At 27.1% G+C, this 26,336-nt stretch carries 22 protein-coding genes and 2 pseudogenes (1 of these 24 only partly in view); 15 read left to right on the plus strand and 9 right to left on the minus strand.

Features of this window, described 5'->3' with window-relative positions; genetic code table 11:
- The first annotated feature begins 17 nt into the window (after window positions 1-17).
- From K4897_RS03140 to K4897_RS03155, 4 genes are all read left to right on the plus strand, one after another.
- Window positions 18-1,670, plus strand: a complete 1,653-nt coding sequence (locus tag K4897_RS03140; protein ID WP_250416640.1) for an AarF/ABC1/UbiB kinase family protein — start codon at window positions 18-20, stop codon at window positions 1,668-1,670.
- A 175-nt stretch (window positions 1,671-1,845) separates the two neighbouring features.
- Window positions 1,846-2,142, plus strand: coding sequence for a hypothetical protein (locus K4897_RS03145; protein ID WP_250416642.1), 297 nt, complete (start codon window positions 1,846-1,848; stop codon window positions 2,140-2,142).
- Window positions 2,143-2,232: 90 nt separating this feature from the next.
- Window positions 2,233-2,424, plus strand: coding sequence for a hypothetical protein (locus K4897_RS03150; RefSeq protein ID WP_250416645.1), 192 nt, complete (start codon window positions 2,233-2,235; stop codon window positions 2,422-2,424).
- Between the two features lie 556 nt (window positions 2,425-2,980).
- Window positions 2,981-3,229: a transcriptional regulator gene (locus tag K4897_RS03155; protein ID WP_371921669.1), complete on the plus strand. Its 249-nt coding sequence runs from the start codon at window positions 2,981-2,983 to the stop codon at window positions 3,227-3,229.
- Window positions 3,230-3,276: 47 nt separating this feature from the next.
- Here K4897_RS03155 and K4897_RS03160 read toward each other — a convergent pair whose 3' ends face one another.
- Both K4897_RS03160 and dcm read right to left on the minus strand, forming a co-directional pair.
- Complete coding sequence (locus tag K4897_RS03160; RefSeq protein WP_250416649.1) at window positions 3,277-4,377, minus strand: HpaII family restriction endonuclease; 1,101 nt, start codon at window positions 4,375-4,377, stop codon at window positions 3,277-3,279.
- Between the two features lie 2 nt (window positions 4,378-4,379).
- Complete coding sequence (dcm, locus tag K4897_RS03165) at window positions 4,380-5,504, minus strand: DNA (cytosine-5-)-methyltransferase (protein WP_250416652.1); 1,125 nt, start codon at window positions 5,502-5,504, stop codon at window positions 4,380-4,382.
- Window positions 5,505-5,690: 186 nt separating this feature from the next.
- Here dcm and K4897_RS03170 point away from each other — a divergent pair, with 186 nt between their 5' ends.
- The 7 genes from K4897_RS03170 to K4897_RS03200 all read left to right on the plus strand — a co-directional run bounded on the left by K4897_RS03170 (window position 5,691) and on the right by K4897_RS03200 (window position 10,661).
- Complete coding sequence (locus K4897_RS03170) at window positions 5,691-6,113, plus strand: very short patch repair endonuclease (RefSeq protein WP_250416655.1); 423 nt, start codon at window positions 5,691-5,693, stop codon at window positions 6,111-6,113.
- A 241-nt stretch (window positions 6,114-6,354) separates the two neighbouring features.
- Entirely contained in the window at window positions 6,355-6,612 is a 258-nt protein-coding gene (locus K4897_RS03175; protein WP_250416656.1) for a hypothetical protein, read from the plus strand.
- Between the two features lie 92 nt (window positions 6,613-6,704).
- The gene (locus K4897_RS03180; protein ID WP_250416658.1) at window positions 6,705-7,046 is read left to right on the plus strand and encodes a hypothetical protein; all 342 of its coding nucleotides are present in this window, start codon (window positions 6,705-6,707) and stop codon (window positions 7,044-7,046) included.
- A gap of 10 nt (window positions 7,047-7,056) precedes the next feature.
- Entirely contained in the window at window positions 7,057-7,962 is a 906-nt protein-coding gene (locus K4897_RS03185) for a hypothetical protein (RefSeq protein WP_250416661.1), read from the plus strand.
- A 16-nt stretch (window positions 7,963-7,978) separates the two neighbouring features.
- Window positions 7,979-8,647: a hypothetical protein gene (locus K4897_RS03190; protein ID WP_250416663.1), complete on the plus strand. Its 669-nt coding sequence runs from the start codon at window positions 7,979-7,981 to the stop codon at window positions 8,645-8,647.
- A gap of 50 nt (window positions 8,648-8,697) precedes the next feature.
- Window positions 8,698-10,197 (plus strand): hypothetical protein, encoded by a 1,500-nt coding sequence (locus tag K4897_RS03195; protein ID WP_250416665.1) that lies wholly within the window; start codon window positions 8,698-8,700, stop codon window positions 10,195-10,197.
- Window positions 10,198-10,259: 62 nt separating this feature from the next.
- Window positions 10,260-10,661: a hypothetical protein gene (locus K4897_RS03200; RefSeq protein WP_250416667.1), complete on the plus strand. Its 402-nt coding sequence runs from the start codon at window positions 10,260-10,262 to the stop codon at window positions 10,659-10,661.
- Window positions 10,662-10,673: 12 nt separating this feature from the next.
- On the opposite strand, the gene K4897_RS03205 is transcribed toward K4897_RS03200, so the two are convergent.
- Entirely contained in the window at window positions 10,674-15,347 is a 4,674-nt protein-coding gene (locus tag K4897_RS03205) for an AAA family ATPase (RefSeq protein ID WP_250416669.1), read from the minus strand.
- A 538-nt stretch (window positions 15,348-15,885) separates the two neighbouring features.
- Here K4897_RS03205 and K4897_RS03210 point away from each other — a divergent pair.
- Window positions 15,886-17,092 (plus strand): annotated as a pseudogene (locus tag K4897_RS03210) (hypothetical protein).
- 33 nt (window positions 17,093-17,125) lie between these two features.
- Here the strand turns inward: K4897_RS03210 and K4897_RS03215 are convergent.
- Window positions 17,126-17,812 carry a hypothetical protein gene (locus tag K4897_RS03215; RefSeq protein ID WP_250416672.1) on the minus strand — a complete coding sequence of 229 codons (687 nt, stop codon included), beginning with the start codon at window positions 17,810-17,812 and terminating at the stop codon, window positions 17,126-17,128.
- A 175-nt stretch (window positions 17,813-17,987) separates the two neighbouring features.
- On the opposite strand from K4897_RS03215, the gene K4897_RS03220 reads away from it, so the two are divergent.
- Window positions 17,988-18,878: an HIRAN domain-containing protein gene (locus tag K4897_RS03220; RefSeq protein ID WP_019267695.1), complete on the plus strand. Its 891-nt coding sequence runs from the start codon at window positions 17,988-17,990 to the stop codon at window positions 18,876-18,878.
- 33 nt (window positions 18,879-18,911) lie between these two features.
- On the opposite strand, the gene K4897_RS03225 is transcribed toward K4897_RS03220, so the two are convergent.
- On the minus strand, window positions 18,912-19,664 hold the full coding sequence (locus K4897_RS03225) for a DNA cytosine methyltransferase (protein WP_250416674.1): 753 nt from the start codon (window positions 19,662-19,664) through the stop codon (window positions 18,912-18,914).
- A gap of 124 nt (window positions 19,665-19,788) precedes the next feature.
- On the opposite strand from K4897_RS03225, the pseudogene K4897_RS03230 reads away from it, so the two are divergent.
- Window positions 19,789-21,003 (plus strand): annotated as a pseudogene (locus K4897_RS03230) (hypothetical protein).
- Here K4897_RS03230 and K4897_RS09120 read toward each other — a convergent pair.
- The 3 genes from K4897_RS09120 to K4897_RS03240 form a co-directional block, all read right to left on the minus strand.
- Window positions 20,998-21,129, minus strand: a complete 132-nt coding sequence (locus K4897_RS09120; protein ID WP_019264462.1) for a hypothetical protein — start codon at window positions 21,127-21,129, stop codon at window positions 20,998-21,000. The pseudogene K4897_RS03230 and the gene K4897_RS09120 overlap by 6 nt on opposite strands.
- Window positions 21,130-21,222: 93 nt before the next feature.
- Window positions 21,223-21,750 (minus strand): hypothetical protein, encoded by a 528-nt coding sequence (locus K4897_RS03235; protein WP_250416677.1) that lies wholly within the window; start codon window positions 21,748-21,750, stop codon window positions 21,223-21,225.
- A 58-nt stretch (window positions 21,751-21,808) separates the two neighbouring features.
- On the minus strand, window positions 21,809-23,353 hold the full coding sequence (locus tag K4897_RS03240) for an SseB family protein (RefSeq protein WP_250416680.1): 1,545 nt from the start codon (window positions 23,351-23,353) through the stop codon (window positions 21,809-21,811).
- A gap of 878 nt (window positions 23,354-24,231) precedes the next feature.
- Between K4897_RS03240 and K4897_RS03245 the strand changes: the two genes are divergently transcribed.
- Window positions 24,232-24,957 carry a DNA-directed DNA polymerase gene (locus K4897_RS03245; protein ID WP_250416683.1) on the plus strand — a complete coding sequence of 242 codons (726 nt, stop codon included), beginning with the start codon at window positions 24,232-24,234 and terminating at the stop codon, window positions 24,955-24,957.
- A gap of 226 nt (window positions 24,958-25,183) precedes the next feature.
- Here the strand turns inward: K4897_RS03245 and K4897_RS03250 are convergent, their stop codons facing one another.
- Window positions 25,184-26,336: the 3' portion of an ATP-binding protein gene (locus tag K4897_RS03250; protein ID WP_250416685.1), read on the minus strand. It continues 302 nt past the right edge of the window; only the last 1,153 of its 1,455 coding nucleotides appear in the window; the start codon falls outside the window, past its right edge; the stop codon is at window positions 25,184-25,186.

Consider the following 26,336-nt stretch of genomic DNA (forward strand, 5'->3'; position numbering starts at 1 on the left):
TAACTAATTACACAAATATGAGAATAATTTCTAACACAAAAAATGATTCCATAAAAAGGGTAGAGGAAATATATAAAGTTCTTAAAAAAAATGATTTCGGTTATCTTATCGAAGAAAATACATTTTTTAAGAATTTTCCTTTTTTAAAAGATACTAAAAGAGATAAATATAAAGAATTGCCCGACGAATCCATTCCAAAAAGAATAAAAGATGTGTTAGAAGAATTAGGGCCAACATATATTAAATTAGGTCAGATGTTAAGTACCAGACCTGATTTGATTGGAGTGGAAATAGCAAAGGAACTGGAATCCTTAAGAGACAACACTCCCACCACACCATTTAATGAAATAAAAGAAGTTATTGAAAAAGAACTTGGAAAACCAATAAATGAAATCTACAAGGAAATTGACGAAAAGCCTTTAGGTTCAGCTTCAATCGGACAGGTCCATAAAGGAATACTTCTTGAAAACAACGATGAAGTAGCCATTAAAGTTCAAAAACCAAATGTCCGTGAAACTATTGAATCCGATTTAAATATTATGAAATTTTTATCTGATAAAATCGGAAAATACATAAACCAGACTAAAGTTTATAATATTCCCTCTATTTTAACAGAATTTGAACGCTCAATATTCAAAGAAATTGATTACCATGAAGAACTAATCAATATGAAAAATTTGGCACATAATTTCAGAGCAGTACATTACATTCATATACCAACTGCTTATCCTGAGTACTGCAGCGGAAAAATCATTACAATGGAATTAATAAAAGGAAAAGAAGTTTCTGAAGTAATGGTTCACGATTATCCGGAATATAATAAAAAATTAATTGCCAAAAGAGGAGTGAAATCTTATTTTAAACAAATAATGATTGACGGATTTTTCCATGCCGACCCACATCCAGGAAATATGATGATAATGGAAAACAATGTCTTATGTTACATTGATGAAGGAATGATGGGTATTTTAGATGATGATTTCAGAGAAGAACTTGCAGAGTTAATATTATTGCTATTAAGCAGAAATGTAGACAATATTATCAACCAGCTAATTTACATGGACATATTAACACCTGCACAAAACACTCCTGAATTAAAAGCCGATGTAAATGACATAATGAATAAGTATTACGGTGCAGACCTGAAAGACATGCACGGAGGAGTACAGCAACTTCTAAAGGTAATGATCAAACACAACATCCAATTACCAAGAGAATTTGTAATGATTGGGCGTGGAATGAGTTTAATTGAAGATACAGGAATGAAATTAGACCCTGACTTCAATGCAGTAATTGAACTGAAAAAATTATCCAGAAAAATAATACTTCAAAAATACGGCCCCAGCAGATTAGCAAAAGTAAGCTCCAATTACATGCTGCAAATAGAACACTTAGCTAAAGATCTGCCAACAACACTTAACAATATGCTTTCAAAACTTGAAGCAGGTAATTTAAGCGTGAAACTTAAGCACGAATCAATCAGTGAAATCATGAACCAGCTGTCAATTTCACTTATTTTATCTGCACTAATTATCGGGTCATCACTGGCCATCATTTCAGATAAGGGGCCTAAAATATTTGATGTTTCAATATTGGGACTGATAGGATTTGTATTCAGTGCCGCTTTAGGAATCTATTTAGTAATTCAATTTATGTTAAAAGAAAAATAAAGATTATATTTTTGCCTAAGTGCTTTTGATATCCTAATCTGATTTTTTCATGGATTTCATGATCCCTACAGATTCCAACATTTACTCAAGCAATATTTATCCCATAATCATCAGTTAGAACATGAAAAATTTGAAAAAATTAATATTGAATAATTAACACATGATGGATAAGTTTATGGAAAGTATTGGTGATACCTGCACCAAAGGATATGCGAAAACAGGAAAAAGAGGTATTGGTACTACTATTAAAGGTTCATATAACACTTACCAGGAACTGATTGTGGCTCATCCTACCTGCAGTCTTGGGAACAGCTATATAATGGGCGGTTTTCTTTATGTCTGGAATGGAAATGCCTGGGAAAATGTTGGGAATTTGAAAGGTAATACTGGTGCAACTGTCCCCAAAGGAGATACAGACAATACTGGTTCAACAGGTGCTAAAGGATATAGTGGTGCAACCAGTCCTAAATGAGACACTGGTGCTACATGCGCAACTGGTCAGGGCAGTGATGATGAAGCTGGATGGAAACTGCCTGTCGATCAGATATTAACTACAACAACATTGCCTACTGGTGTCAGTGCAGGTTATCGTGTAACTATTGTTACCAGTCCTGTTATGGTCATTAAGGAGTATAATGGAAGTTCTTGGGATACAGAATCTCTTGATCCGTATTCAGTGATACCATTAAAACATTCTGGAAGTATACAAATGTATCTTGCAAAATCAACAGGTCCTGTTTACAGGGGGTGTTGAATATGGGGTCTTCGGTAAGTTCCGATTCATGACTCAGTCTGCATATGATGCTTTAAGCAGCTATGACAGCGATACGATTTATTTTATCAGAAGTTAGTGGGGGTGTCATTGTAATGTTTTATCTAAAATTTTTAGGTATTCCTAACTTTTTAGAAACATTTATATATGATTATGACCAACTCTTATACAAGTGATGAAATTTAGGCATGCCTAAATTTTCACTTTAACAAAACATATTAGTTAAATACTATACAATCTCCAAAATACAAATATGTCGTATTAGATTAGCTTTCCACAATTTTCTAATTTAATACAAAGCTGGAAAATTTTCTTCTGCCAAAAAAATTTTCCTAAACCTCAATTTTTGGTGTTTAACTCTCCTCCAAAAAACAATTAAACACCAAACACTCTCTTTTTTTTAATCTGACAGATTTTCAAAAAAAATAATGCTCTTTTCTTCAGATTCATCTCAGATGCATCAGGTAGCTATTCAATGATATAATTTATTTTGTAGGAAGTCCATAAGTGATAATATGAACTTTCAGACGAACTCCCAATAGAAATCAGGCATGTACAGATTTTCAAATATAGGACAAAAACATTGAAAGCACAGGACGGTAATGTTAAAATACCAAGTACCATCGCCAGAGATTCAGGGATAAGGACAAATCACATTTCAAAAGTACTTTCTGAGCTTAAAGCTCATGAGCTAGTTGAATATATTAATCCAGAAGCTAGAAAAGGTAGATTATATAGACTAACGGATAAAGGTGAAGAAGTAACTCAAAACATTAATTTAGATTAATTTTTCAACTTTTTTATTCACTATTTTATAATCATGACAAATATTGATTATTTGAATCTTAATTGAAGATTTAGTTTAAAGAATACCTTATCATTTTCTTTGAATAGCTGACCATATCCATGTCTAGTTGTACTTGGTGATTCTAACTTAGTATTTTTGAATAAATAGTTTTTCAATGCAATATTGTCATAAAAAATATGATGACAAACTATTTCCCCATCTTTTTTGACAGTTAATAATCCTCCAGAGATTTCATAATTTCCATCCCATTTAATATTTGGCATCATCCCAAATGTAACTGCTTCAATAAACTCTGAAATCTTCTTTTTATAAAAAATATCTTTTTCAGCATTGCCCAATTGCAGCGGATTAAATTCTATTAACTTATCTGTCAATAATTTAATATCTCCAGATCGTTCATGGGAATAAAAGTAGAACAACATGAAAGCTAACATTTGAGGCAATTTACTATCAATTAATCTTAAATTCTGATAGAGCACATTGTTTTTATCATCAGATAATTTGACTTTATAATTTCCATTCACAACGCCTCCAAATATCTTATTAAATTTTATCTTAAGCCATTTTCTATCAAATTCTTTGTTTATATTATTCAAAGATTTAAATTCATCATCGGACATTCCTTCAACTTCAAAAGTGAAATTTGTCAATCTGGAAGCATTTAATAAAGTTGGTTTGCTGCCTATTTCTGATTTAATACTAAATGTTAAGATGTCTGATTTATCTAAAATGAGATCAAAAAGTTCCATTTTAATATCTTCTTTTTTCGCACTGGAACTTTTAAAAGTAATAATTCCAATATCATTAAGGAAATTTTTCATGATGGAAACTTCAAAACTTCTACCTTCTGCATTACTTATAATGTCTAATGATTTGTCAGCTATATCAATGAATTTCGAAGATTCGAATGTGGCGATGATGTCTCCATCATAATTAACCATATTTACGATTCCTTCATCCGTATTTGTTTCATAATACTTTTCGATTTCATCTTTAAATACTTTCATGATGGGATATATTTTATTGGAAAGTTTATTTAAATCTTCATCGGAAGCAAAAACCTTTCCTTCACCAATTAACTTAACAAAAGCGTAAGCTTCACTCCATTCGCCCTTATTGTACTTCATATTTATTCACTCTCTAACTTTTCTAATGAATCAACAAGTTTAATTGCTATTTCTTCAATTACAGGGATGGCAACAGAATTGCCTAATTGTTTATATCTTTGAGTATTGCTGACATCATCTGGAAAAGAAAATGTTTCTTCCCCATTTTCTACAAAACCATAACCTAAAAATCCTTGGAGCTTTGCCCATTCATCAGGTGTCATCATGCGAATTCCCTCATCATTTAATGGAGTTTTTTTGTTTTTAACTATTAATCCTGCGATTCCTTCCTGAGGGTCATATACAAGATTTCTTTCTTTACCTGATCCTCCAGTAGCTAAAAGCGCATTAGAAATTGGATGTTTAATTCCTTCTGCATTAACTACCACATAACCAAATCCATTACCCTTAGCACCTTGTTTTGATTTATGCTTTTTTAGTGTATCCACATAACCTTGAGCCAAATAGAATGATTTATCCTCTCCCATAACTAATACATCATTCAAATCATCATATATTGGTTTTCTAGTTCTTTTCTTTGGTAGTTGTCTAAATTTAATTTCTTTTAACTTTTCGCCATATCTTTTGTTATCAAAACCGACAAGATATACTCTAGGCCTATTTTGTGGAAGACCAAAATCTTTAGCATTTCTTAATAAATCTAATCTTTCAAAATAGAATCCATCACCCATTAAATTTTCTTGTACACCAACTATATGATAATCTAATTGATTAATTAATGTATCTAAGATTACTTTGAAAGTATTCCCTTTATCATGCGTTAATAATCCTTCTACATTTTCTAGAAGGAATGCTTTTGGCCTAGTTTCTTCAATCATTTCTGCCAGATAAAAAAAGATTGTTCCTCTAGTGGCGTCTTTAAATCCTTCTCGTTTTCCAACTGCACTGAATGCTTGACATGGAAACCCCGCAAGTAAAATATCATAATCAGTTTCTTTCATTAACTCTTTAAATTCGTCTGTAGTGATGTCATGCATTGGATTTTCATTGTATAAATGTTCATAGGTTTTACAAGCATATTTATCGTTTTCAGCAGACAATACATTTTCAGTTTTTCCAGTTAACTCAAAACCTCTTCTTATCCCGCCAATGCCCGCACATAAATCTACAGTTTTAAATTTTTCCATATTTTCACCATAAAAAATAAGATAAATATCTAATAATATTTTTAAAGATATTAGTATAAATTAATTTTCATAAAGGAGAGTTTGACTGAAAGTACTAATGGTAAATTAATCTATTATTAATCTGAAAATAAAAATTTGTATATTAATTATGATATATATAATATAGTTATATTGAAGTTGATTTATATGGTCGGCAAATTTAGCAAAGAGGTCCGAAGTTATAACATGTCACGGATTCGGAGTAAAGACACCAAACCCGAAATTCTTGTCCGTAGCTATCTTTTCTCAAAAGGTCTTCGTTTTCGAAAAAATGATAAACGATATCCTGGAAGTCCTGATGTTGTACTGCCAAAATACAAGACAATTGTATTTGTTCATGGATGTTTCTGGCATCTCCATGAGGGGTGCAAATATGCAGCAATGCCGAAATCCAATGTTGAATTCTGGGAGAAGAAACTCTATGGAAACAAAGAACGGGATGAACGTAACAAAAAAGAACTGGAAGAACTGGGATGGAAGGTCATCACAGTGTGGGAATGTGAATTGAAAAAGGACAAAATTGAACAGACACTTGCGAGGTTATACACTCAAATAACCTCTGAACTGTAATTAAATTAAGTTCATTTTCTATTTATAAATTGTTCGAAGTTTAGCGAACAATAATTATACATCTTATTACATATTTTATTAACAATAATAAAAATGAGGTGATTATTGCATTAAAATTAACATTTTTTGATTTAAATTTAGGAAATTCCACATTAATCGAAACAAGAACAATGAATATGTTATTCGACTTAGGAATCAATGAAGAACGGGTAAAAATCCTTTATTTTCATTTAATGGGAATTTGGACTATTTGATAATATCCCACCCACATAAAGATCATATTAGTGGAATTTCAAGAATCGATTATAAAACACCAAAGGTTTTTAGAAGAAATACAACCATACCCTTAGATTTGATTTATGAGCAAACTGGCAAAGCACAGACAGTGGACGATAGAAAATTATATGAAGAATATTTAAATCTTGATAAAAAATTCACAGCTCCTGTGCCAGACACCATTGATCCAGATAACTCTTTTGTAAATGGTGATTTAATTTAAAACATTATGTTCCCTTAAAAAACGATGTAAAAGATTTAAATTATTACAGTCTTACAACATTTCTTGAGTATGAAGGTTTTAAAATCTTATTGATGGGAGACAATACAAAAACAAATATTGAAGAACTATTAAATAATTCTGATTTTCTAAAAAATGCTCAAAACATCGATTTATTATTAGCGCCACACCATGGGAGATTATCCTGTTATAAGCAAGAATTAATGGATTATGTAAATCCAAAAATTACAATAATTTCTGATAAAAGTAATCAGGATGATGTAACTGCATCAAGTAAATATAGTTCAAACTCTCGTGGAGATTGGGTATTAAAAAATGCAGAACTTGTTAAACATAGTTGTTTAACAACACGTAACGATGGAACAATTTATGCAATTATAAACAATGGAACATTGAATGTATACTGTGAAAAATAATGGTGATACAATGTCCATCATAAAAAGTTTTAGTGTAAAAAATGGTGATATGTTTTATATTAAACATAATTCAGATAATTTTTCAATTATTGATTGTAATTTAGTTGAAGAAAGAAAAGAAGATATTATTGATGAGATAATTGATGTTCGAAAAGAAAAATATGTCACACGATTCATTTCAACACATCCTGATAAAGACCATTTATTAGGATTGTCTGAACTTGATAGTAAAATTAATATTAGAAATTTTTATTGTGTTGAAAATAAGATAGAATTAGATAATGAGGAAGATTTTAATAAATATTGTGAACTAAGGGATGATACTGACAAGCAATTTTTCATATATAAAAATTGTTCAAGAAAATGGATGAACCAATCAGATGATACTAAAGAAAGTTCGGAGGTATTTATTTTATGGCCAGACATTAATAATGAATCTTTTAAAGAGGAATTAGAAAAATTAGAAAATGGTGAGAAAGATTCTGCTAATAATATTTCACCAATAATCGAATACTCTTTAAACGAAGGAGTAACGACATTATGGTTTGGAGATATGGAAAGTGATTTTCTTGAAAAAATAAAAGATAAAATAGATTTCCCAAAGGCAGATGTTATTTTTGCTCCTCATCATGGAAGAAATAGTGGTAAAATACCTAAAGACATTTTAGATGAAATTGAGCCAAAAATAATTATTATTGGGGAAGCTAAATCCGAGTATTTAAATTATTATAATGATTTTGATACTATAACACAAAACACTACTAAAAACATTGTTTTAGATTGTGCATCTGGAAAAATAGATGTGTATACTGAGAATAAATTTGATAATGAATTTTTAGAATATGAAGACAATAAAACTAAATTATCTAGCGGAGAAAGATATAGGGGGACACTATATTTAAACAAAAAATCTTAAAGTTGAGGTACGTATAATGGATGATTTAAAAAATTATGATGATAAACTAATATATCTTATTATCTTCAATGTAGCAGTTACATTACTTCTCAATAACCCTGCAACATTTGTTGAAAATAATGAAATAATCTCTATTGTGCTTACAGTACCTGTTTTATTTTTGCCTATTTACGTGATTAATAATTTATTTTCACGTGAATGGAAATATAAATTATTATATCCAAAAAATGAATCACATAGATTTGCATATGATATTTTTACCAGATTAAAAAATCATGACATAAAATATGATTCAGAATTAATAGATGTGGATTTAATATTGAAGAATCATGAGAAACCTAAAACAGAAGTAGAAGAGAATAATTTATGGTACAAGATATATAATAAGCATAGATATGATAATAAGATTTACCAACAGAATAGACAATTTTTATTCTGCAGAGACAGTATGACAACGGTTCTAATAATTACTCCAATTTTTATAATACTGGTTGAACTTTTTGAATTTAGCTCTCTCATATTAATTATTGTCATTGTTGGAATATTCGAATTTATTATTTTTTGGTTTTTGGCAAGAAAACAAAATGAGATATTGATATTGTCCGTTTTACAAGAAGAAACTGATTACTTGAGAAAAAAACTTAAACATACTGCTATTTCAAATTATGATTTGAAAAATACTTAAAATAGAAAATATAGATACTGATAATTAAAAGGATTAAATATGGTGAAATAATGCCTTATTATAATAAAATTGAATGGGAAAATTTACAAGAAGAAAAAAAATTTACACCAGGGAAATGGAATTTTGAATTTCCATTTGAAATGCCTAAAATAAAACATGTACTCATTAAACGGGATGAATCTTATAATATACTGATTAATATTGAATGTGAAATGAACCGAAAACTTCCTAATGAAATAAAGGAAAATTCCTATACTATTAAAATTAGAGGTAAATATTCTTCAGAAGGTTATGTGCTTAAAAATTGTCATCTTTTTGAACAAATTACTTCTGTTGAAAATTCTCATGGTATTTTTACATTGAAATTAACAGTAACATCAATTCTTTTTGATTCTGGAGTTGATGGCGAAGTCACCTGGATAAAAGAATGGTATTTGAATGGACCACATAATCATCGGATATTTCATAGAACTACTACTTTTGAAAAAAAAGAAATTTATAATAAACAATTAGATAACTCTGTTCCTGAATTACAAACAGCAAATCCATTTGAAATTGAAACAAATCATGTATCAAGTACACGTAGGAATTATATGTTTTGTAAATTAAATGATGATGAAAATATTATTATTAGTTTAGTTCCAGATGAAATGAAACCTGCTTGGTCGGATAATATTTGCTTGCAATATTCTTCAAAAAAACATATGGATGACATTAACCTTCGCAGGGATATTGAAAATATTATTTCTTTTATATTTGGAAGGAAACTAATTAAAATTGCAGAATCTTACTACGATATCAATGGAAATAAGATAAAAGAAACTATGATTGATCCTTTTATTAATAATAATTTAGATATAAAAAATATTTGTGAATCATCAGATAATTTCCCTATACCTATTTATGATTATAGTAGAGACTCAAGTGAATCAATTATGACTAACATGATAAATTCATTCATTTCAAAAAAAGAAACTTTAGACTTTACTTCAATGTTTATTAATTATTGGAGTTCAACTTTCCTTCCATCAGAATCCAGAATAATACTATTGGCTGCTTCATTAGAATCTTTGATGAATAAATGGTTTGATTCCATAAATTCAAAAAGAAGTACAGTCATAATTGAAAAATCAAAATATAAACAATTAATTAAGGATATACGTCCAGTATTCTTAGAAACATTTGAAGGGCATACTCAAATTATTAATAATTTCAATCAATTAAATAGATTAAGTATCAATAAAAGTATAGAACTATTTTTTGAAGAAATAAATTTGGATATGGGGGATATTGAAAAAAATGCATTATATTCTAGAAATGATCCAGTACATGGAAATGATATTGATCATGACACATTTTCCGATTTAATGATTTATGTAGAAATATATAGGATTATACTAAATAGAGTAATATTGAAATTACTAGATTACAATGGAGATTACATTCTTAACAATCTAATTGAGCCTATTCCCGTTACAAATAAACTACCTTTTTCATTAGATGAATTAAAAAATGATATTTATGAAATAAAATATTATGATACAGAATAATATTAGTAAAATTTTGACAAATAAAAAAGGGTAATTTAACATGATTAATATTGGTGATTATCATGACCAAAGACCGATTTAGAAAATACAATGAACTTGAAGCTGATGAAAAAGAAGTCCTTGACGCTTTCAGACAAATGAAGCTAATGTCGGACTACAACAGATTCAGACTATACAATTACAAAGTTGAAGACTTAATAAACGATTACGAAGAGCTAAAACAGCTCATAGAAAACATCCAAGAAAAGTACTTCTCAATCTATGAAGAACTTCTCAATGAAGAGCTAACCGAAGGTGAACTGGATGCTAGCGTTTGGGGAATCACAAGAGAACAAGAAAATGAAACATGGAATTCAGAGCTAAAGTTAATGTGTGAAATCAAAACCAATTTTGATATGGCTATTAATATGATTGAAAGTGGTGAAGCTAATCAATCAATTATTGATGCTGAAAATTGGAAGTGAATTATATTAAATTTATTTTATTGAAAGTAACCATTTATTAAATCTATAAGCATTGCTGGAATTATTACTTATCAAGAGATTAATAATTATTGAAAGCTTATTCTGAATTTGAACATTTATTTTTATCTTTTCTACATTTTTTAGGATATACTGATGAATATAATTATCTAAATTAGTTACTGTAGATTTTTTGATTGATTCAAAATTATTTTCATTCAATAGATTATATAACCAATTAAGTCCTGATAAAATAAATTTGTCTTTTATTACTATTTTTGAAATCAAATCTAAAACAATTTCGTATTTGCTAAACTCTTTACATAGAATTCCATAAAATTGCTTTTCTAATTCGTTAACCTCATGAGTTAATTCATCATCAATTTTATATTGGTAATTAAGAATGAATTTTTTAAAAACTTTTTCTAGATTATATTCTCTGCAGGTTGCATGTTTTTCTTTGATTTTATCTAAAAACATCCACCAAATATCCCAAAATTCATTAAATGTGTTTTCATTAACATTTCTACAAAATGCGTCAAGTAATTCAACAGTTCCATCATTCATTAAAAAATTATCTAAAAATGGTGAAATAAATTCATTTAAATATTTCTTATTTTCTAAAATAATTAATGAAAGTTTATTTAAAAAGAAATATCTTGGAATAAAATGTTCGGAATCATTTAATGAAGAGTCATTATCAAACAATTCTTTTGAAAATATTGGTAATATGTCTTTAATAAATTCATAATGTAAATCTAAGGTAATTTCAATAGGGATTACTTGAAATATAATATTCATTGGTTTTAAATCTAAATTTTCAATTTTAATAGAATTAAATTTTAAAATATCTTCCAGTTCATTTTCATATTTTTCTAAAAATTTTTTAATAGCTAATGCAAATGGATTATGAATTTGATAATCTCTATTTTCTTTTAAAATTGGAATATAAATGTCATCAAATTTTTGTTTGTAAATGGAATAACAGCATAAAATGTCATTAACATAATTTGGATGAATTTTATATAATTTTCTTAATGTAATTATTGCAAAATCACAATAATGATTAGTTCCATAAACTATTTCATCATTAAACAATATTAATAATAATATAATCATGAAAAGTTCTAAATCTTCTGGAAACATGTCAAACATGATGGACATTACATTAATTCCTGTATTTAATTCATGGGAAATTTGATAGAAATATTCTTCATTAAATAATAATTCATAAATATTAGCCAATATAACTTCTTCACATAGTTCTTCATCATCACTATTCAACTGCTCAGAATAGAATGTAAGTAAACATGAAGCAATTAATAATGGAGTATTGCTAGGCTCATAATAACATTTATTATTATTTAAATCATCAATTAATCCTTTAAATTTATCCAGCACCAATTTCAAGTCATTTTCATATTTTATTTGCTTTTCATCAAGTTTTTCATGTTTTAATTTAGCATTGGCCCATAAACTTAAATCTACATATCTGAAATAATTTTCAAATGCTTTGGATGAATTATCAGATATTTCTTTTAAATCTTCGTCAAGATTATTATTCTCAAATGTTATTAAAATCTGATTATCTTTTTCTTCTGTTTTCAGTGATAAGTTTCTACGGTCATTTCTTGATAATAATATCCTATAATTATCCATTTCATCTTTGGTTAATTTTTTAGATTTAAGTTCTTTTTTATGTTGGTCAATTACACTTTGAATAGAATACAATCTTTGTTTAAATGTTTCATCATCTATTTCTTCTTCACTGAAATATTGGTATCTTAGCAGCAATGATTCTAAATTGTTTTTTCTAAATTTTTGATTAATGGTGCTTAATCTTTCATTAATCATATATTTTTCTGTTATATTGGATGCTAATCCATAAAGAGTTTTGGTTTCTCTTTCCCTTAATAATCTGTTAGTATCATAGATAAACAGTTCAATTGTTTTAAATAAAATTAGAGCAATATCAAAAAATTTATCTGGAAATGCTAAAGTAATACTATTTACAACTGCAGTTAATGATGCAGATTTAGAGTTACCTAAGATATGTTTCATAATTCTTTCAACATCTTCAAAATTATCTTTATCACATTCTGTCAATAAAAATCGCTCTAACGCCATATGGATTGATTCTAATAATTTTGGCATTACTGGTGAACTAGTGCCCCTATAACATTGCCACAGTGAATTTGAAATATATTGGGTTACTTTTTTGTTATCAATATTTAATTTAATTACATTGGGTTTATAATAGCTATATCTATTATTATCAAATGTATTTTTAGCACAATTTTCGGTTGTAACATTCACAAAATCAATTATAAAATCAATTGTTGATTTAGAATCTACTGTTAACAATAGGTGAATTGGTGTTTCAAAAGCACTTGCATAATGATAATCAAATGTTGTATTTTCATCGATTGAAAAAAGTTCAGCATCACTAGATCTGTAACAATCTGGCTCTTCATTGCATATCCAAAATGTTTTTGCAAGTTTTAGAATCAATTTTGGTATGACCTCACAAATATGTCCTGATGTTGAACTTAAAATTCTTATAGACAAATCATAATATGGATCCATTCTTTTTTTCCAGTTATTTGAAATAACTTTTTGTAAAACTTCTTCTAATTCTTGTTTAATTTCATTTGCTCCTAGTAAAATAATTGAAATGTTATCTTGTTTAATTTGTTTATAATTGTGATTATTTATTTGTTCTATTTCTTTATAGAATTTCAGTGCAATTAAAGAAGAATATCTTGTTGTTTCACCTTTAGGATAATGTTTATTCCAATATAACAATGAAGGGATGATGTATTCCATTTGTCTTTCTGTTATTTTTTCAAGATTATCATATAAAAATGAGATAAATTGCTTCCAGTTTTTCCCATAAGGTTTATAAATAGTATTGTTAGATGTTTCTTTTATTACTTTTGAAAATTCTGAATCATCTTCAATTATAAAAACAGTTTTCAACCAATATAATATCCTTTCAAAAATATAATCGTTTTTTAAGATAAGATATTTATATTTAGTCAAAAATGATTTAAAAGTGTTTGATTGCAGTACTGCTAATATGGTTTCATCAATTAAAGCTGCATCGCATTTTTCATTGGTTATAATATAATCTATCAGTTCACTAGCTTCTTCATAATCATCAATTAATTTATTACATATCCAATTTCTAAATGCATCATTAAATTTTAATGAGTTAGAGATGCTATTTAGAAAAGTAGTATAATCTCCATTTGATGTTATTAATTCATTATTAATTATTTTTTCCAGAGCCCAATCTTCATAAACATCATGTGTTATAAAAAACCTGCCATATCTCATTTCGATAATTCCATCTCTTTGAAATTCATTTATAATTTCAGAACAGATATTATCTATCTTGAATTTAAAGTGAGGATTAATTGATCTATTTTTTACAAATTCTAGAAAACAATGTTCTCTTTTTTCGTGATGGTTATCTGATTGGTGGTATGATTGTTTAATGATAATTTCCCATAATATGTTTTTTAATTCATCATTATTGTCAGGATTAATGTTCTTTATGTTGGATAAATATAACCTCAAATAAAATAAATTTTGTAGAGGGTTTTTTATATTGCTATTGACAGGTATTGTCAGACCATGGTCTCTGAAAATTTCCTCCAATTCATCTATTGTTAATTCAGGCAATTTAATTTCATTAGCTTTTAGACCCTGATTAATATTTAAATTATTTCTTAGTATGTCTGAATAGTCATTTCGACTTGTTAGAATAATTTTCCAATCATCCAGTACCATTAATTTTAAGAATTCTTCAATTGTGCGTTGATTTTTTAAATGAGATATCTTCTCCACAGAGTCTATGTAAATAAATTTTTCATTTGAATCCTTATAAAAATCTCTAAATTCTCCTAATGTTAAATTAAATCTGTTATACAAATCTTGAATGGAATCTTCCTCAAAATCATCAGCTTTAAACATTAGAAAAGGACTTTTTTTGGTTTCATGAAATTCTTTTACTAAAGCTGATTTGCCGCAACCTGCTTTTCCACTAATTATTAATAAATTTTTTTCAGATAATGCATTACTTATATTTTGAAGATATACGTTTCTATCCAGTTTTATTTCTTTATTTTCATTGTAGACTATTTTATTCTCAATTGAATCAAACATGGATTCAGAATAGTTATTTAATTCAATAATATAATCTAAAGATGATTTTTCTTTTCCAAAAAATTTATCGTGAATTATCTTATTTTTTTCTAGAGCTAAAATTTCATCTAAATTACTTTTAACAAACCACTCTATTTTTATATTATTTGCTTTGGCAATGTTTTCCACTTTAATTTGTGATTTAGGTTTATTTGTTCCTTTTTCTCTACCTGGGCCATATTGAGAATTAGTATAGATTTCAATTTTAGTTAGATTGGGATATCTTCTTTTAGAAGTTTCTATTGTATCAATTAATTCTTTTGTATGAGCAGATAATCTGTCAGTATAATATTTTGCTTGAAAACCAATACATTCTCCATCAATTTCAATGGGTTCGGTTTCAATGCCCGGTTGATTAACATAACTAAAAATGCCTTCTTCACGACCATATTTTGAACAGAATAATAAATAAATCATTTCCTCAAATGTGGTTGTTTCTTTTTCATAACTATTTATTTTAAATTGTGCCCAATCAACCATATTCAACACCTTAATCCAATTTCATATTATTTATTCAAGAACTAATTGTTTATTAAGATTATCATCAAATTTGTGATGTGATAATTGTTTTTAAAATATTTGGTTAGTCATATTAACTAGTATATTTTAGTAAATTAATAAAGTTTTAGAGAATATTTGAAAAGCGTGTTAAATATAGGCTTTAGATTTTGTCTAACTTACATTATATTTTAAGGTAATTTTATAGCAACATCTCTTTTATTATCTTTTATTTAAGCTAATATGGCCCATAGGGGGTTATTTTTGTTATGGTATTTTTGATGAAGATAGTTTATCACTTTAAAAAAAAAGTAGCCATTATATATAAATCTTTATATATTATAAATAATAAATTATATAATAAATGAGTCTGTAAAATTTTATAGGCTTTTTTCAAATTAATTTTTTTACAGTTGAAACTCCACCTCGATGAGAAATTCGTTCTAAATTTGTTTTAATTTAGAAAATATTGATTTAAAAATAGTAAATTACTTAAATAAGTGAGGACAAATAATATTTTATGACCAAACAAAACAAATTTGCCCTCAATAGTAATTTAAACTTCATACAACTTAAACTTTTTGATTTTTCTGAAGAAAAAATTGATTATGAAAAAATCATTTCAGAAAGGCTTAACAAAAGCCCAAATATTGAAAATACTAATCAAAAACTATTTTTAGACGAAAATAATATATTTTTATATGTTAATCCAATTTGTCAAGTTTGTGGAGCTCATAAAATTATCAAAAAAGGCACAATAACAAAAAACAAACAAAATATCGATGGAAAAACTACAGAATTCAAAGAACTGCAATATCAATGCAAAAATGTGGAAAAAAAATTCGGAATATACAATAATCCATTAATTGGAAAAAATAAACAATTTTTACAAGAAATAATGGATAAAATACTTGGAATAATGAAAATTGGATATCAATCACTTCGTAAAATAAGTAAATACTTTGAAATATTCCTTGGAATCCGTGTATCTCATCAAACAATCAAGAATTGGTCCAATAAAAATCACAAGGAAACAATCAACAACGAAGAATTTGAATATTCTGGCTATTATGTATATGATGAGCAATTTTTAAGACTTAATGGAGTCAGACATTACAGATTAACATTATTTGATGCTATACTTAATGTTCCAGTCTCAGAACGAATAGTACGTCGCAGAATACCAAAAAATACTAAAAAATTTATTTTAGATTCAACGAAAAATAAACCATTTATTTGCTTAACAACAGATTTATTTCCAATGTATCGCAATGTAGCCGATGAAATGGGAGTAAATCATCAATTATGCACATTTCATTTATTTCAAACAATAAATCACAAATTAAAAGTCTACTGCAGAAGAAACAAGATTAACAAAAAACAAAGAGAGCATATCTATGAAAATACGTAAGAATTGAAAAACTGTTTCAGACAAAATTCAACAAAAGAAGCAATAGGACAATTTAAACAATATTTACAAAATTACGTGGCCATACTAGTAGTATTAAAAGATTTTATAAGAAAACACATAATTAATCACTTTCACAGATATGTACAACACTTAGATGATGAAAATATTGAAAAAAACATTGAACAAAGTCGAGAATTACTACAGACAAACCAACCCAGAAAAAATAAAAAAATTGTACAAAACTAAAAACGGAATTCTGACATTTTTAAACTACCAAATGGAAAATTGGACAGAAAAACACATAAAAATCAAATAAGCCTATAAAATTTTACAGACTCAAAAATTTAGATTAATAGTTAATTCCACTTTCTATAATCATTAATTTAACATACAGGTCTTCTCGGAGTTTTAAAATCCTATTGAATCTTTCATTTTCAATATAATTTATCTTTTCGTTTGGTTTAAACTGGTCACTTTCTAAAATGTCTTGACTAAGTTTGGATATGAACTCTTCTATATGAACAAGGTTTCCCCAACCATTTAATTCATATATGGAATATGCTTCATCATAAGTAAGTTTCTCGGGAAGAGTTTCATCAATTCTTTTAAAGTCACATTCCAGTTTCTCATCAGTGTAATTTTTAGATGATATGCATTCAATAATACTGCCTACTGCAAAATGAGGATTTGATAAATAAACACATTTGTCATATACCAATGCCTTTTCACCATTCCAGTCAACAGTAACGGAGTTGTCTTTTTCAATATCAAATGGTATGGTTTCTTTTTTTAATTTTTCCGAACATAATGGGCAGAAATTATATTCTTTGTCAAATTCTTCACCACAATTTTCACATATGCTTTTACCCAGATTATTTAAAGAATCTATAAGTCCATCTAACTTATATTGATACATATCATTTTTTAAAACTTTGCCACAGTTCGGACAGAAAAGAAAATCAGGTTTATCACAATATTCAAAATTTAAATCACAGTCTTCACAGTACCAGTTTTCATCCACGGCAGGTAAACTCATATTTTATCACCATACTCACTATCTTATTTATTCCATTATTAAAGTTTCTTATAGGTATTTTTATATTTTGTGTATATAACCTATTTAATAACAATGTATAATTATGATGATGAATATATTATAAACTGTTTGGGATAACCAAAGTTTGATGAAATATCTATGGATGTGATTAAATATGGGGATTTGTCCGAATTGTGGAAGTTGGGTTGATGAAGGAGACATATGTCATGGCTGTGGTGCCAGTGGTAGTTACATTACTTCAGAAGATGAAGATGAAACATATAATCCTCCTGTTGAAAGCAGGGCAGACAGATTAGGTAAACAAGCATGGGATTTATATCTTGATGAAAACTATGATGATGCAATTTACAAAATCAATCAGGCATTAGATTTTGATGATAGACATGTTGAAAACTGGAATAAGAAAGCTATTATTCTTGAAGGCTTGAAAATGTATGCAACATCAGAAAATTGCTACAATAAATCACTGGAATTATCCAAAAGAAATATGGTTTATGACAACAAGGCAAGAATGTTATTTAGATGGGCACATAAATTACTTGAAGAGTCAAAAGATATTCCCGACGGATCCAATAAACTTGAAGAAGCAAAACAAAAATGCATTAAAGCAATGAAAGCACTTCCCGGAGAAAATAGTGAAGAAGATATTAATCAATATCTACGATTATGGGACTCAATAAATTTCTATATTGGCTATGAAAGAAAATTCAAAAGAAACATTGAAACATTAAAAAAATATGATAAATCAGAACTATTTACAATAACTGGAATAAACTATTATAAAAATGATGTGCAATTTAATCCAGGTTTACCTTTGAAACTTGTCAAGGAACCTGATAATGAATTTGATAAGGATGCAATTGCAGTATATGTTGAAGATAAAAAAATAGGGTATGTTGCAAACAGTGATTATACTAAATATAAATTAACTTCATCTGCATCAGAACTGCAGAATAAAATTCCGGATATTGCTAAAGGAAGCTATTTATTTTATTTAGAAAGATATGTGGAAATACAGTTTCCTATTGGAAGAATAATTAAATGAACTGGAAATAAAATTAATATTTTGAATGAAAATTTAGTCCATTAGATTAAACGTGTTTGTCCTTTTTTTTTGAGATTTTTTTCCAGTTATCAATACTTCTTTAATATTCTTTGCAATTTTTTGCATTATTATAGTTGGAACAGCTTCCCCAATACATTCTCTTATATTTGCTTCATTTTCCTTTAAAAATTGTTGTTTTTCTTCTAATGGTAAATTATTTAATTCTTCTTCACTTATTTCAGACCATTTAAAATTATTAGGAATATTCATTAATAATAATTCACGTATTGAAAATGCTCTATCATCAACTGGATGGACTGTATTTTGACTCGCTAGATTAGCCATATAAGTATGCACACAAGGACCAACTTTATCCCAACATTGTCTTGTATATTTATCACCATGTTTGTTATTATGAACAACAATTTCTCCATCAACAATTTTATGGGGTCTTTTATTAATGTCTTCATTATCAAATGCAGATTCACCTTCGGAAATATCATGAATCCATGCTCTCATATCTTCTCTATAGGGCTTAAAATGATGATATATGTCAGAAGGATCAATTTCTCCCATTTCATTCAGACTAAATAAATTACCAATGACTTCAATAAGAGTTTTGGGTTCTTCTTTATCTGGAAATAAATCTAAAGGATGTACTTTATCAATTAAATCTCTTCTAACGCCAATTGTAACTGAACGGGTACGACTGCTGTTCGCTCCATAATCCTTGAAATTTATTATTTGATTTTCATGAGTCTGTAAAATTTTATAGGCTTTTTTCAAATTAATTTTTTTTACAGTTGAAACTTCACCTTGATGAAAAATTCGTTCTAATTTTGCTTTAATTTAGAAAATATTGATTTAAAAATAGTAAATTACTTAAATAAGTGAGGACAAATAATATTTTATGACCAAACAAAACAAATTTGCCCCCAATAGTAATTTAAACTTCATACAACTTAAACTTTTTGATTTTTCTGAAGAAAAAATTGATCATGAAAAAATCATTTCAGAAAGGCTTAACAAAAGCCCAAATATTGAAAATACTAATCAAAAACTATTTTTAGACAAAAATAACATATTTTCATATGTTAATCCAATTTGTCAAGTTTGTGGAGCTCATAAAATTATCAAAAAAGGCACAATAACAAAAAACAAACAAAATATCAATGGAAAAACTACAGAATTCAAAGAACAGCAATATCAATGCAAAAAATGTGGAAAAAAATTCTAAAATATACAACAATCCATTAATTGGAAAAAATAAACAATTTTTACAAGAAATAATGGATAAAATACCTGGAATAATGAAAATTAGATATCAATCACTTCGTAAAATAAGTAAATACTTTGAAATATTCCTTAAAATCCATGTATCTCATCAAACAATCAAGAATTGGTCCAACAAAAATCACAAGGAAACAATCAACAACGAAAAATTTGAATATTCTGGCTACTATTTATATGATGAGCAATTTTTAAGACTTAATGAAGTTAGACATTACAGATTAACATTATTTGATGCTATACTTAATGTTCCAATCTTAGAACGAATAGTACGTCGCAGAATACCAAAAAATACTAAAAAATTTATCTTAGATTCAACGAAAAATAAACCATTTATTTGCTTAACAACAGATTTATTTCCAATGTATCGCAATGTAGTCGATGAATAGGAGTAAATCGCCAATTATGCATATTTCATTTATTTCAAACAATAAATCACAAATTAAAAGTCTACTGCAGAAGAAACAAGATTAACACAAAACAAAGAGAACATATCTATGAAAATGCGTAAGAATTGAAAAACTGTTTCAGACAAAACTCAACAAAATAAGCAATAAGGCAATTTAAACAATATTTACAAAATCACATAGTCATGTCAGTAGTATTAAAAGATTTTATAAGAAAACACATCATTAATCACTTTCACAGATACGTACAATACTTAGATAATGAAAATATTGAAAAAACATCGAACACAGTCGAAAATTACTACAGACAAACCAACCCAGAAAAAATAAAAAAATTGTACAAAACTAAAAACGGAATCCTGACATTTTTAGACTACCAAATGGAAAATTGGACAGAAAAAACACATAAAAATCAAATAAGCCTATAAAATTTTACAGACTCCATTTTCAGAGTATTTTTCCAATAATTCATCACAATATTTAATCAATTCCACATATTTTCTTGATTTAAATAATAATTTACATATTGTTAAAGAATCTTCAATTCTTTCCATTGAAATCACATTTTTCAAAGTTTTATCTTAATTTTTTATTAATCTCAAGTTATAATCCCTACTAAAATTTTATTATTTATGGCATCATCCCTTTTATTCATTTAATATTTCATCCCCATATTTTTTATATAATTTAAAATCTTTTTCATCGATAGAAGTTACATTTAAAATATCTTTTCCTGTTAAATCAATGATCTCCTGAGCTAAATGCGTGAAAATATCTGGATAATCATTACCATTAAAAATCCGCAAATATTTATCTCTTTCAAAGACTAGATAAAGACTCCATTCATATCCATCAAAACACGATGACGAATGATAAGTTAATTTTTTCCAATATTTTCCACTATTTAATTGATAAATATGATATTTTTCAAGTAATTCAAATACTATTTCAATATCTTTATTCGTCATATTTTTATTTATACAGCCTTCCATCATCTTTTTTTCAAAATCAATGTTAATATTATGTCTTGAAAAACCAAAATTCATTGATAGTCCATGATTATATTCAAGAAATTTTAATTTTAACTTTTTTGAAGTTTTTTTATCATATATTCCATCTTGTCTAAATTCATAATTTAACTTTGTAATTTCTTCTTTTCCCCATGTATTTATCATTCATATATTCCCTCCAGATATTTTTTTTATATGTGGAATATTTCTTGAAATATTCATATTAGTTTTTAAACATTTCTGGATTCAATATTATTGATTCGGATGCGGGATTTATTACAATATTTTCATTTGCAACATTTACCAGGTCTTTAAATTGATATGCTTGGGGATAAATATCTCTTTCATAATTATTAAAAATCTTTTTAAACTCATCAATGTCTGTGAATAAAGGCAAATGCGGTTTATTATCGTCATCCCATATTAAAACAAAATTTGTACCATCAGCATCAACACAACCAGTAATCATTATTGAAGTTAATAATTTTTCACCAAATTCATTTAATTTGTCTTCTGATAAAGAATCTTGACGTAACAATTCTCTTATTTCATCATTTCTTATATCAGTAACTTCATTTTCGTCATTAAATAAACTTAAAAAAGTTTCCATAGGCACATTAATATTATAATCTGTAAATGGATTAATTGCAATTAAAGAATATCTATCAGTTTGTTTTAACATATCTGCCAAATCACCCATATATAATACATATGTTGAACTTCTAAAATCTGCAGCTTCCATCATTTCATCACTAGTAAATAAAGGAACTGCTTTATTTCCTTTATCATCAGTTAAAAATTCAATATTAAACCCAATTTGGACAGTAGGTCCAATCACATCCCCTACTTTTGCACTTTCAATACCCTCAAACATATTTTCACTATAACTAACTGGCATATATAATCTGGACTCTTTTAACATGTTTAAAAATTCAATTTGCATTATTGGAGTTATTTCTTCTTTTGTTAATTCCTCTAATCGTGAATTATCAACCCCCGTTTCATTTTTTAATTCAACCACATTTTGTTCATCTATTTCATCATCAACAAGATGATTTAAATAATTATTAAATTTAGAAACTTCATCTAAAATATTTTTAAAGTATCCTGAACTGCTTAACATATTATTTTGGCTGTAAAGTGCTATTAAATACATTAATAGTTGAATTATTTTAGGATTAACACCAACTTGAATATTATTTTGTCTAAAGTATATAATATCCTCTTTAACTGGTTTTTGTTCTTCATCAAATTTTAAGAATACGAAGAAATTAGACAGATGATTATATAATTCCATATTCTGCTTTGTGTGATATAAATAATCTGCAAGCTTGAAATAACTTGAAGTTAATATGTCAACATCATAAGTATATTTGAAAATATCACAGCATAAATCTTTTAACTTTTCTTCTTCATGTTTGGATTGATAGAATTCACATAGTCTAATTAATATTGGGGCAGATACTGGATTAATTTGATTAGCTATTTTTAAATACTTTTCTGCTTCATTTATTTGTCCCAAATTCATATATGCTATTGAATATATAGTATAAATATCTTCTAATGGTTTATCTAAGTCCAGTGTTTTAATTGATTCAAAATTTCCAAGATAATTATCAAATAACATTTCTTCAAGAGGATTTGCAAAATGATGATAATCTATAGTTTTATATGCTGGATTTTCATCTAAAAAATCACCAATACTATCTATTATTTTTTGAAATTCACCCGAATTTAATAAATCTATTATTTCATCTAAAAATTCCATTTGAATCACCTTTAATAAAATATTTATAATAACAAATTAATAACAATTACTATATATGGTTGCAGATAAAACTTGGTGATTAAAATGAAAGAAAAAGAAAAGTGCGATTTATTAAATAAAATTAGACAAAAATCGCAGATGAGAATAATATTGATTTTAACATTGAAAAATGCACTTTTGAAGGAGAATGCTTAGGAACTTGTCCTAAATGTGAAGCAGAACTAGAGTATCTTGAAAATGAACTAATTAAAAAACACGAATCTGGTGAAAAAATTAATATTAAAAATATCTTCACATTAAAAGAAAATGATAATTATGCATAATGTTAATATTTCAAAAATCTCAAGATTAAGAATAAACTCTGAAGGTGATGGAGTTTCAACGCTAATTGGTTGTATGGGATGCCCTTTAAGATGCGCTTATTGTTTTAATCCATTCACATAGGATGATTCACTTTAACCTAAAAAATATTCTATTGATGAATTATATGAAGAAGTAAAACTTGATAATCTTTATTTTCTTGCAACTGAAGGGGATTTAGTTTTCGGTGGTGGTGAACCACTGTTATATTCTGCTTTTATCAAGGAGTTTATTAAATATGCGAAAACTGGTTGGAAATTCACACTTGAAACATCACTTAGTGTTAAAAAAGAATCTATAGAAAATATAATTCATTGTATTGATTATTTTATAGTAGATACAAAGGATATGGATAAACAAGATATGAATTATACACTAAAGGGAGTTATGATTTATTTTTATCTAATTTAAAATATTTACTTGAAACTGTTGGAGCAGATAAAATTAGTAAGGGTACCAAAATCCCTAAATTAAACACATATGCAGATGTCAGATTAAATTATGAACTCCTTAAAAACATGGGATTCACTGAAATCGAAATTTTTGACTATATTAAAATCGACAAACATAAAAGAATATCTGATGTCGCTTTAAAAAATAAAAATGACATTGTTGATGTTGCAAATAATAATTTTATCAAAGATTACCTCATATCTGAAATTATTATCAAAATTGCTCCATTACTTGATTTTCATATAAAAAATTTTCCAGAAGAATTGTGGAAAGATATAGAATTCATATTTGAATATGATTCAACTTATGAAAATAATCTGTACAGTTTAAAAGAATTAATAGTTTCCAAATTAAGAAAATGTTATGATTATTTAGGTTTGAAATATAGCTTTTATGTTATTTTAAAACCAGTAGACTATTTAAAAACTACTTCAAATATTGATTTTGATAAAAAAATAAATTATTTCCTTGATTTGAATGAAAAAAATAAAAAAGAATTAATGTTAAAATCATGGAAAGAAAATAAGTATGAATATCTTGAATTTAAAGATTTTTGCTATAAAACAAACCAATTAAGTGAATATTATACTAATTACACATATAAACCTCATGCAAAGTATATTTTATCAAAGTCTTACGAAGTGGATCAATCTGAATTAAGAATTTACATTAATCTTTCAGACAATAAGTATAATATTGTGGAATATGATGATGCTACACATGTTTTAGTTCAAAAATTTGATGATGTGATGGAGTTGACTTTTCAAGAAATTTATGTTTTAAAAAAATAATATTTTGTTTAGATACAATAATCTCTTTTAACAATAACAAAATAAAGATTTGTAGAAAACTTACATTGGATGAATAAAGTCCATCAAAGTCAGTTAACTACCAATTATATTAAAAATACAATCTATTAAATGAGAATGATTGTAAAAACTATAGTAAATAATTAATTGATTCTTTGATAAAAAAGTCCATCAAAAAGTCCATCAAAAATTGATGAAGTCCATCATTTTAATAATCTGGTGATGAGAATTGAACTTTCCTATTCACTATACTCTTTTTAACCAGATTGAGTTTAGCCAATTTTCTAAAATCTCTCTCAGCAGTTGGTTTTGATGTATTGAACATCTTAATATGATCATCATATGTCATGGAAACATTATTGTTTATAATTTCAGTTAAGATAACAATTTGACGTTGATTTAATCCCAAATCTTTTAAATTAATAACATTTTCATTATTTTCATAATGAGATATCTTTCCACCATTTCCTTTAAACATTACTTTAAATGAATCATTTCCTTCACTAAATTCTGGTTCTTCCAAACCAGAGTTCTTCATCTCATCAATCATTTGAGAAATTCCTCTACCAATATGTTCCATATAATTAGTCTTATATAATATGTCACATATTCTCTCATTTCTATGACCAATTCCTTCATCATTTTTTATGTCTTCAATAGTTAATGGATATTTTAACTTTCCGGGATTTATTATTTCAATGCGGTCATCGAATATGTAGAATTCTATAAAACTTGATGACCTTTCATAGTTTCTGTGTGCAAGGGCATTGATGAAACCTTCACGAATTGCTTTTATTGGATATTCGTCAATATTAATACGATTCATTCCATCAATGATAAAACCAGAATTTGTATTTTTTTTAAAAAATCTTTCAAATTCTTTGATTCCCATTAGAAGCGAACCTTTAAAATTTAACCGATCGATTGCATCGAATTTAGTGATTCCTTTAAATCTCACCATCTTGATTTCATGAGATAAAAATTTGTTGACATCCTCTGCGAAGAATAATGCTCCAGCAATGTTTAAATGAAAAACACCATTAACTATTTCACCTGCACCTATCCTTTCCAACAGATATGCTTTATTATCTATATCTTTTAGTTTAGTGAATGAATCATCATCTTTTAATAAATCAAAAAACAATCCATATGCCTCATCGTCAACATCATCGATTGATGAGTTTAAGATGAGCTTTTTGTCGAAGTTATCATTATCTTTTTGTCCTCTTTCAATATATTTTACCAGACTTTTCTTGATTTCATCAATCAAATCTTGATTGGTGTCAAAAAAAGAGTATTTATTATCCGGCTGGATTTTTAAGATGAACCTTTCACTTTCAGCATCTCTTTTATCAACATTT

Origin of the sequence: Methanobrevibacter sp. TLL-48-HuF1, from assembly GCF_023617305.1 — an archaeon.
Lineage (GTDB): Archaea > Methanobacteriota > Methanobacteria > Methanobacteriales > Methanobacteriaceae > Methanocatella > Methanocatella intestini.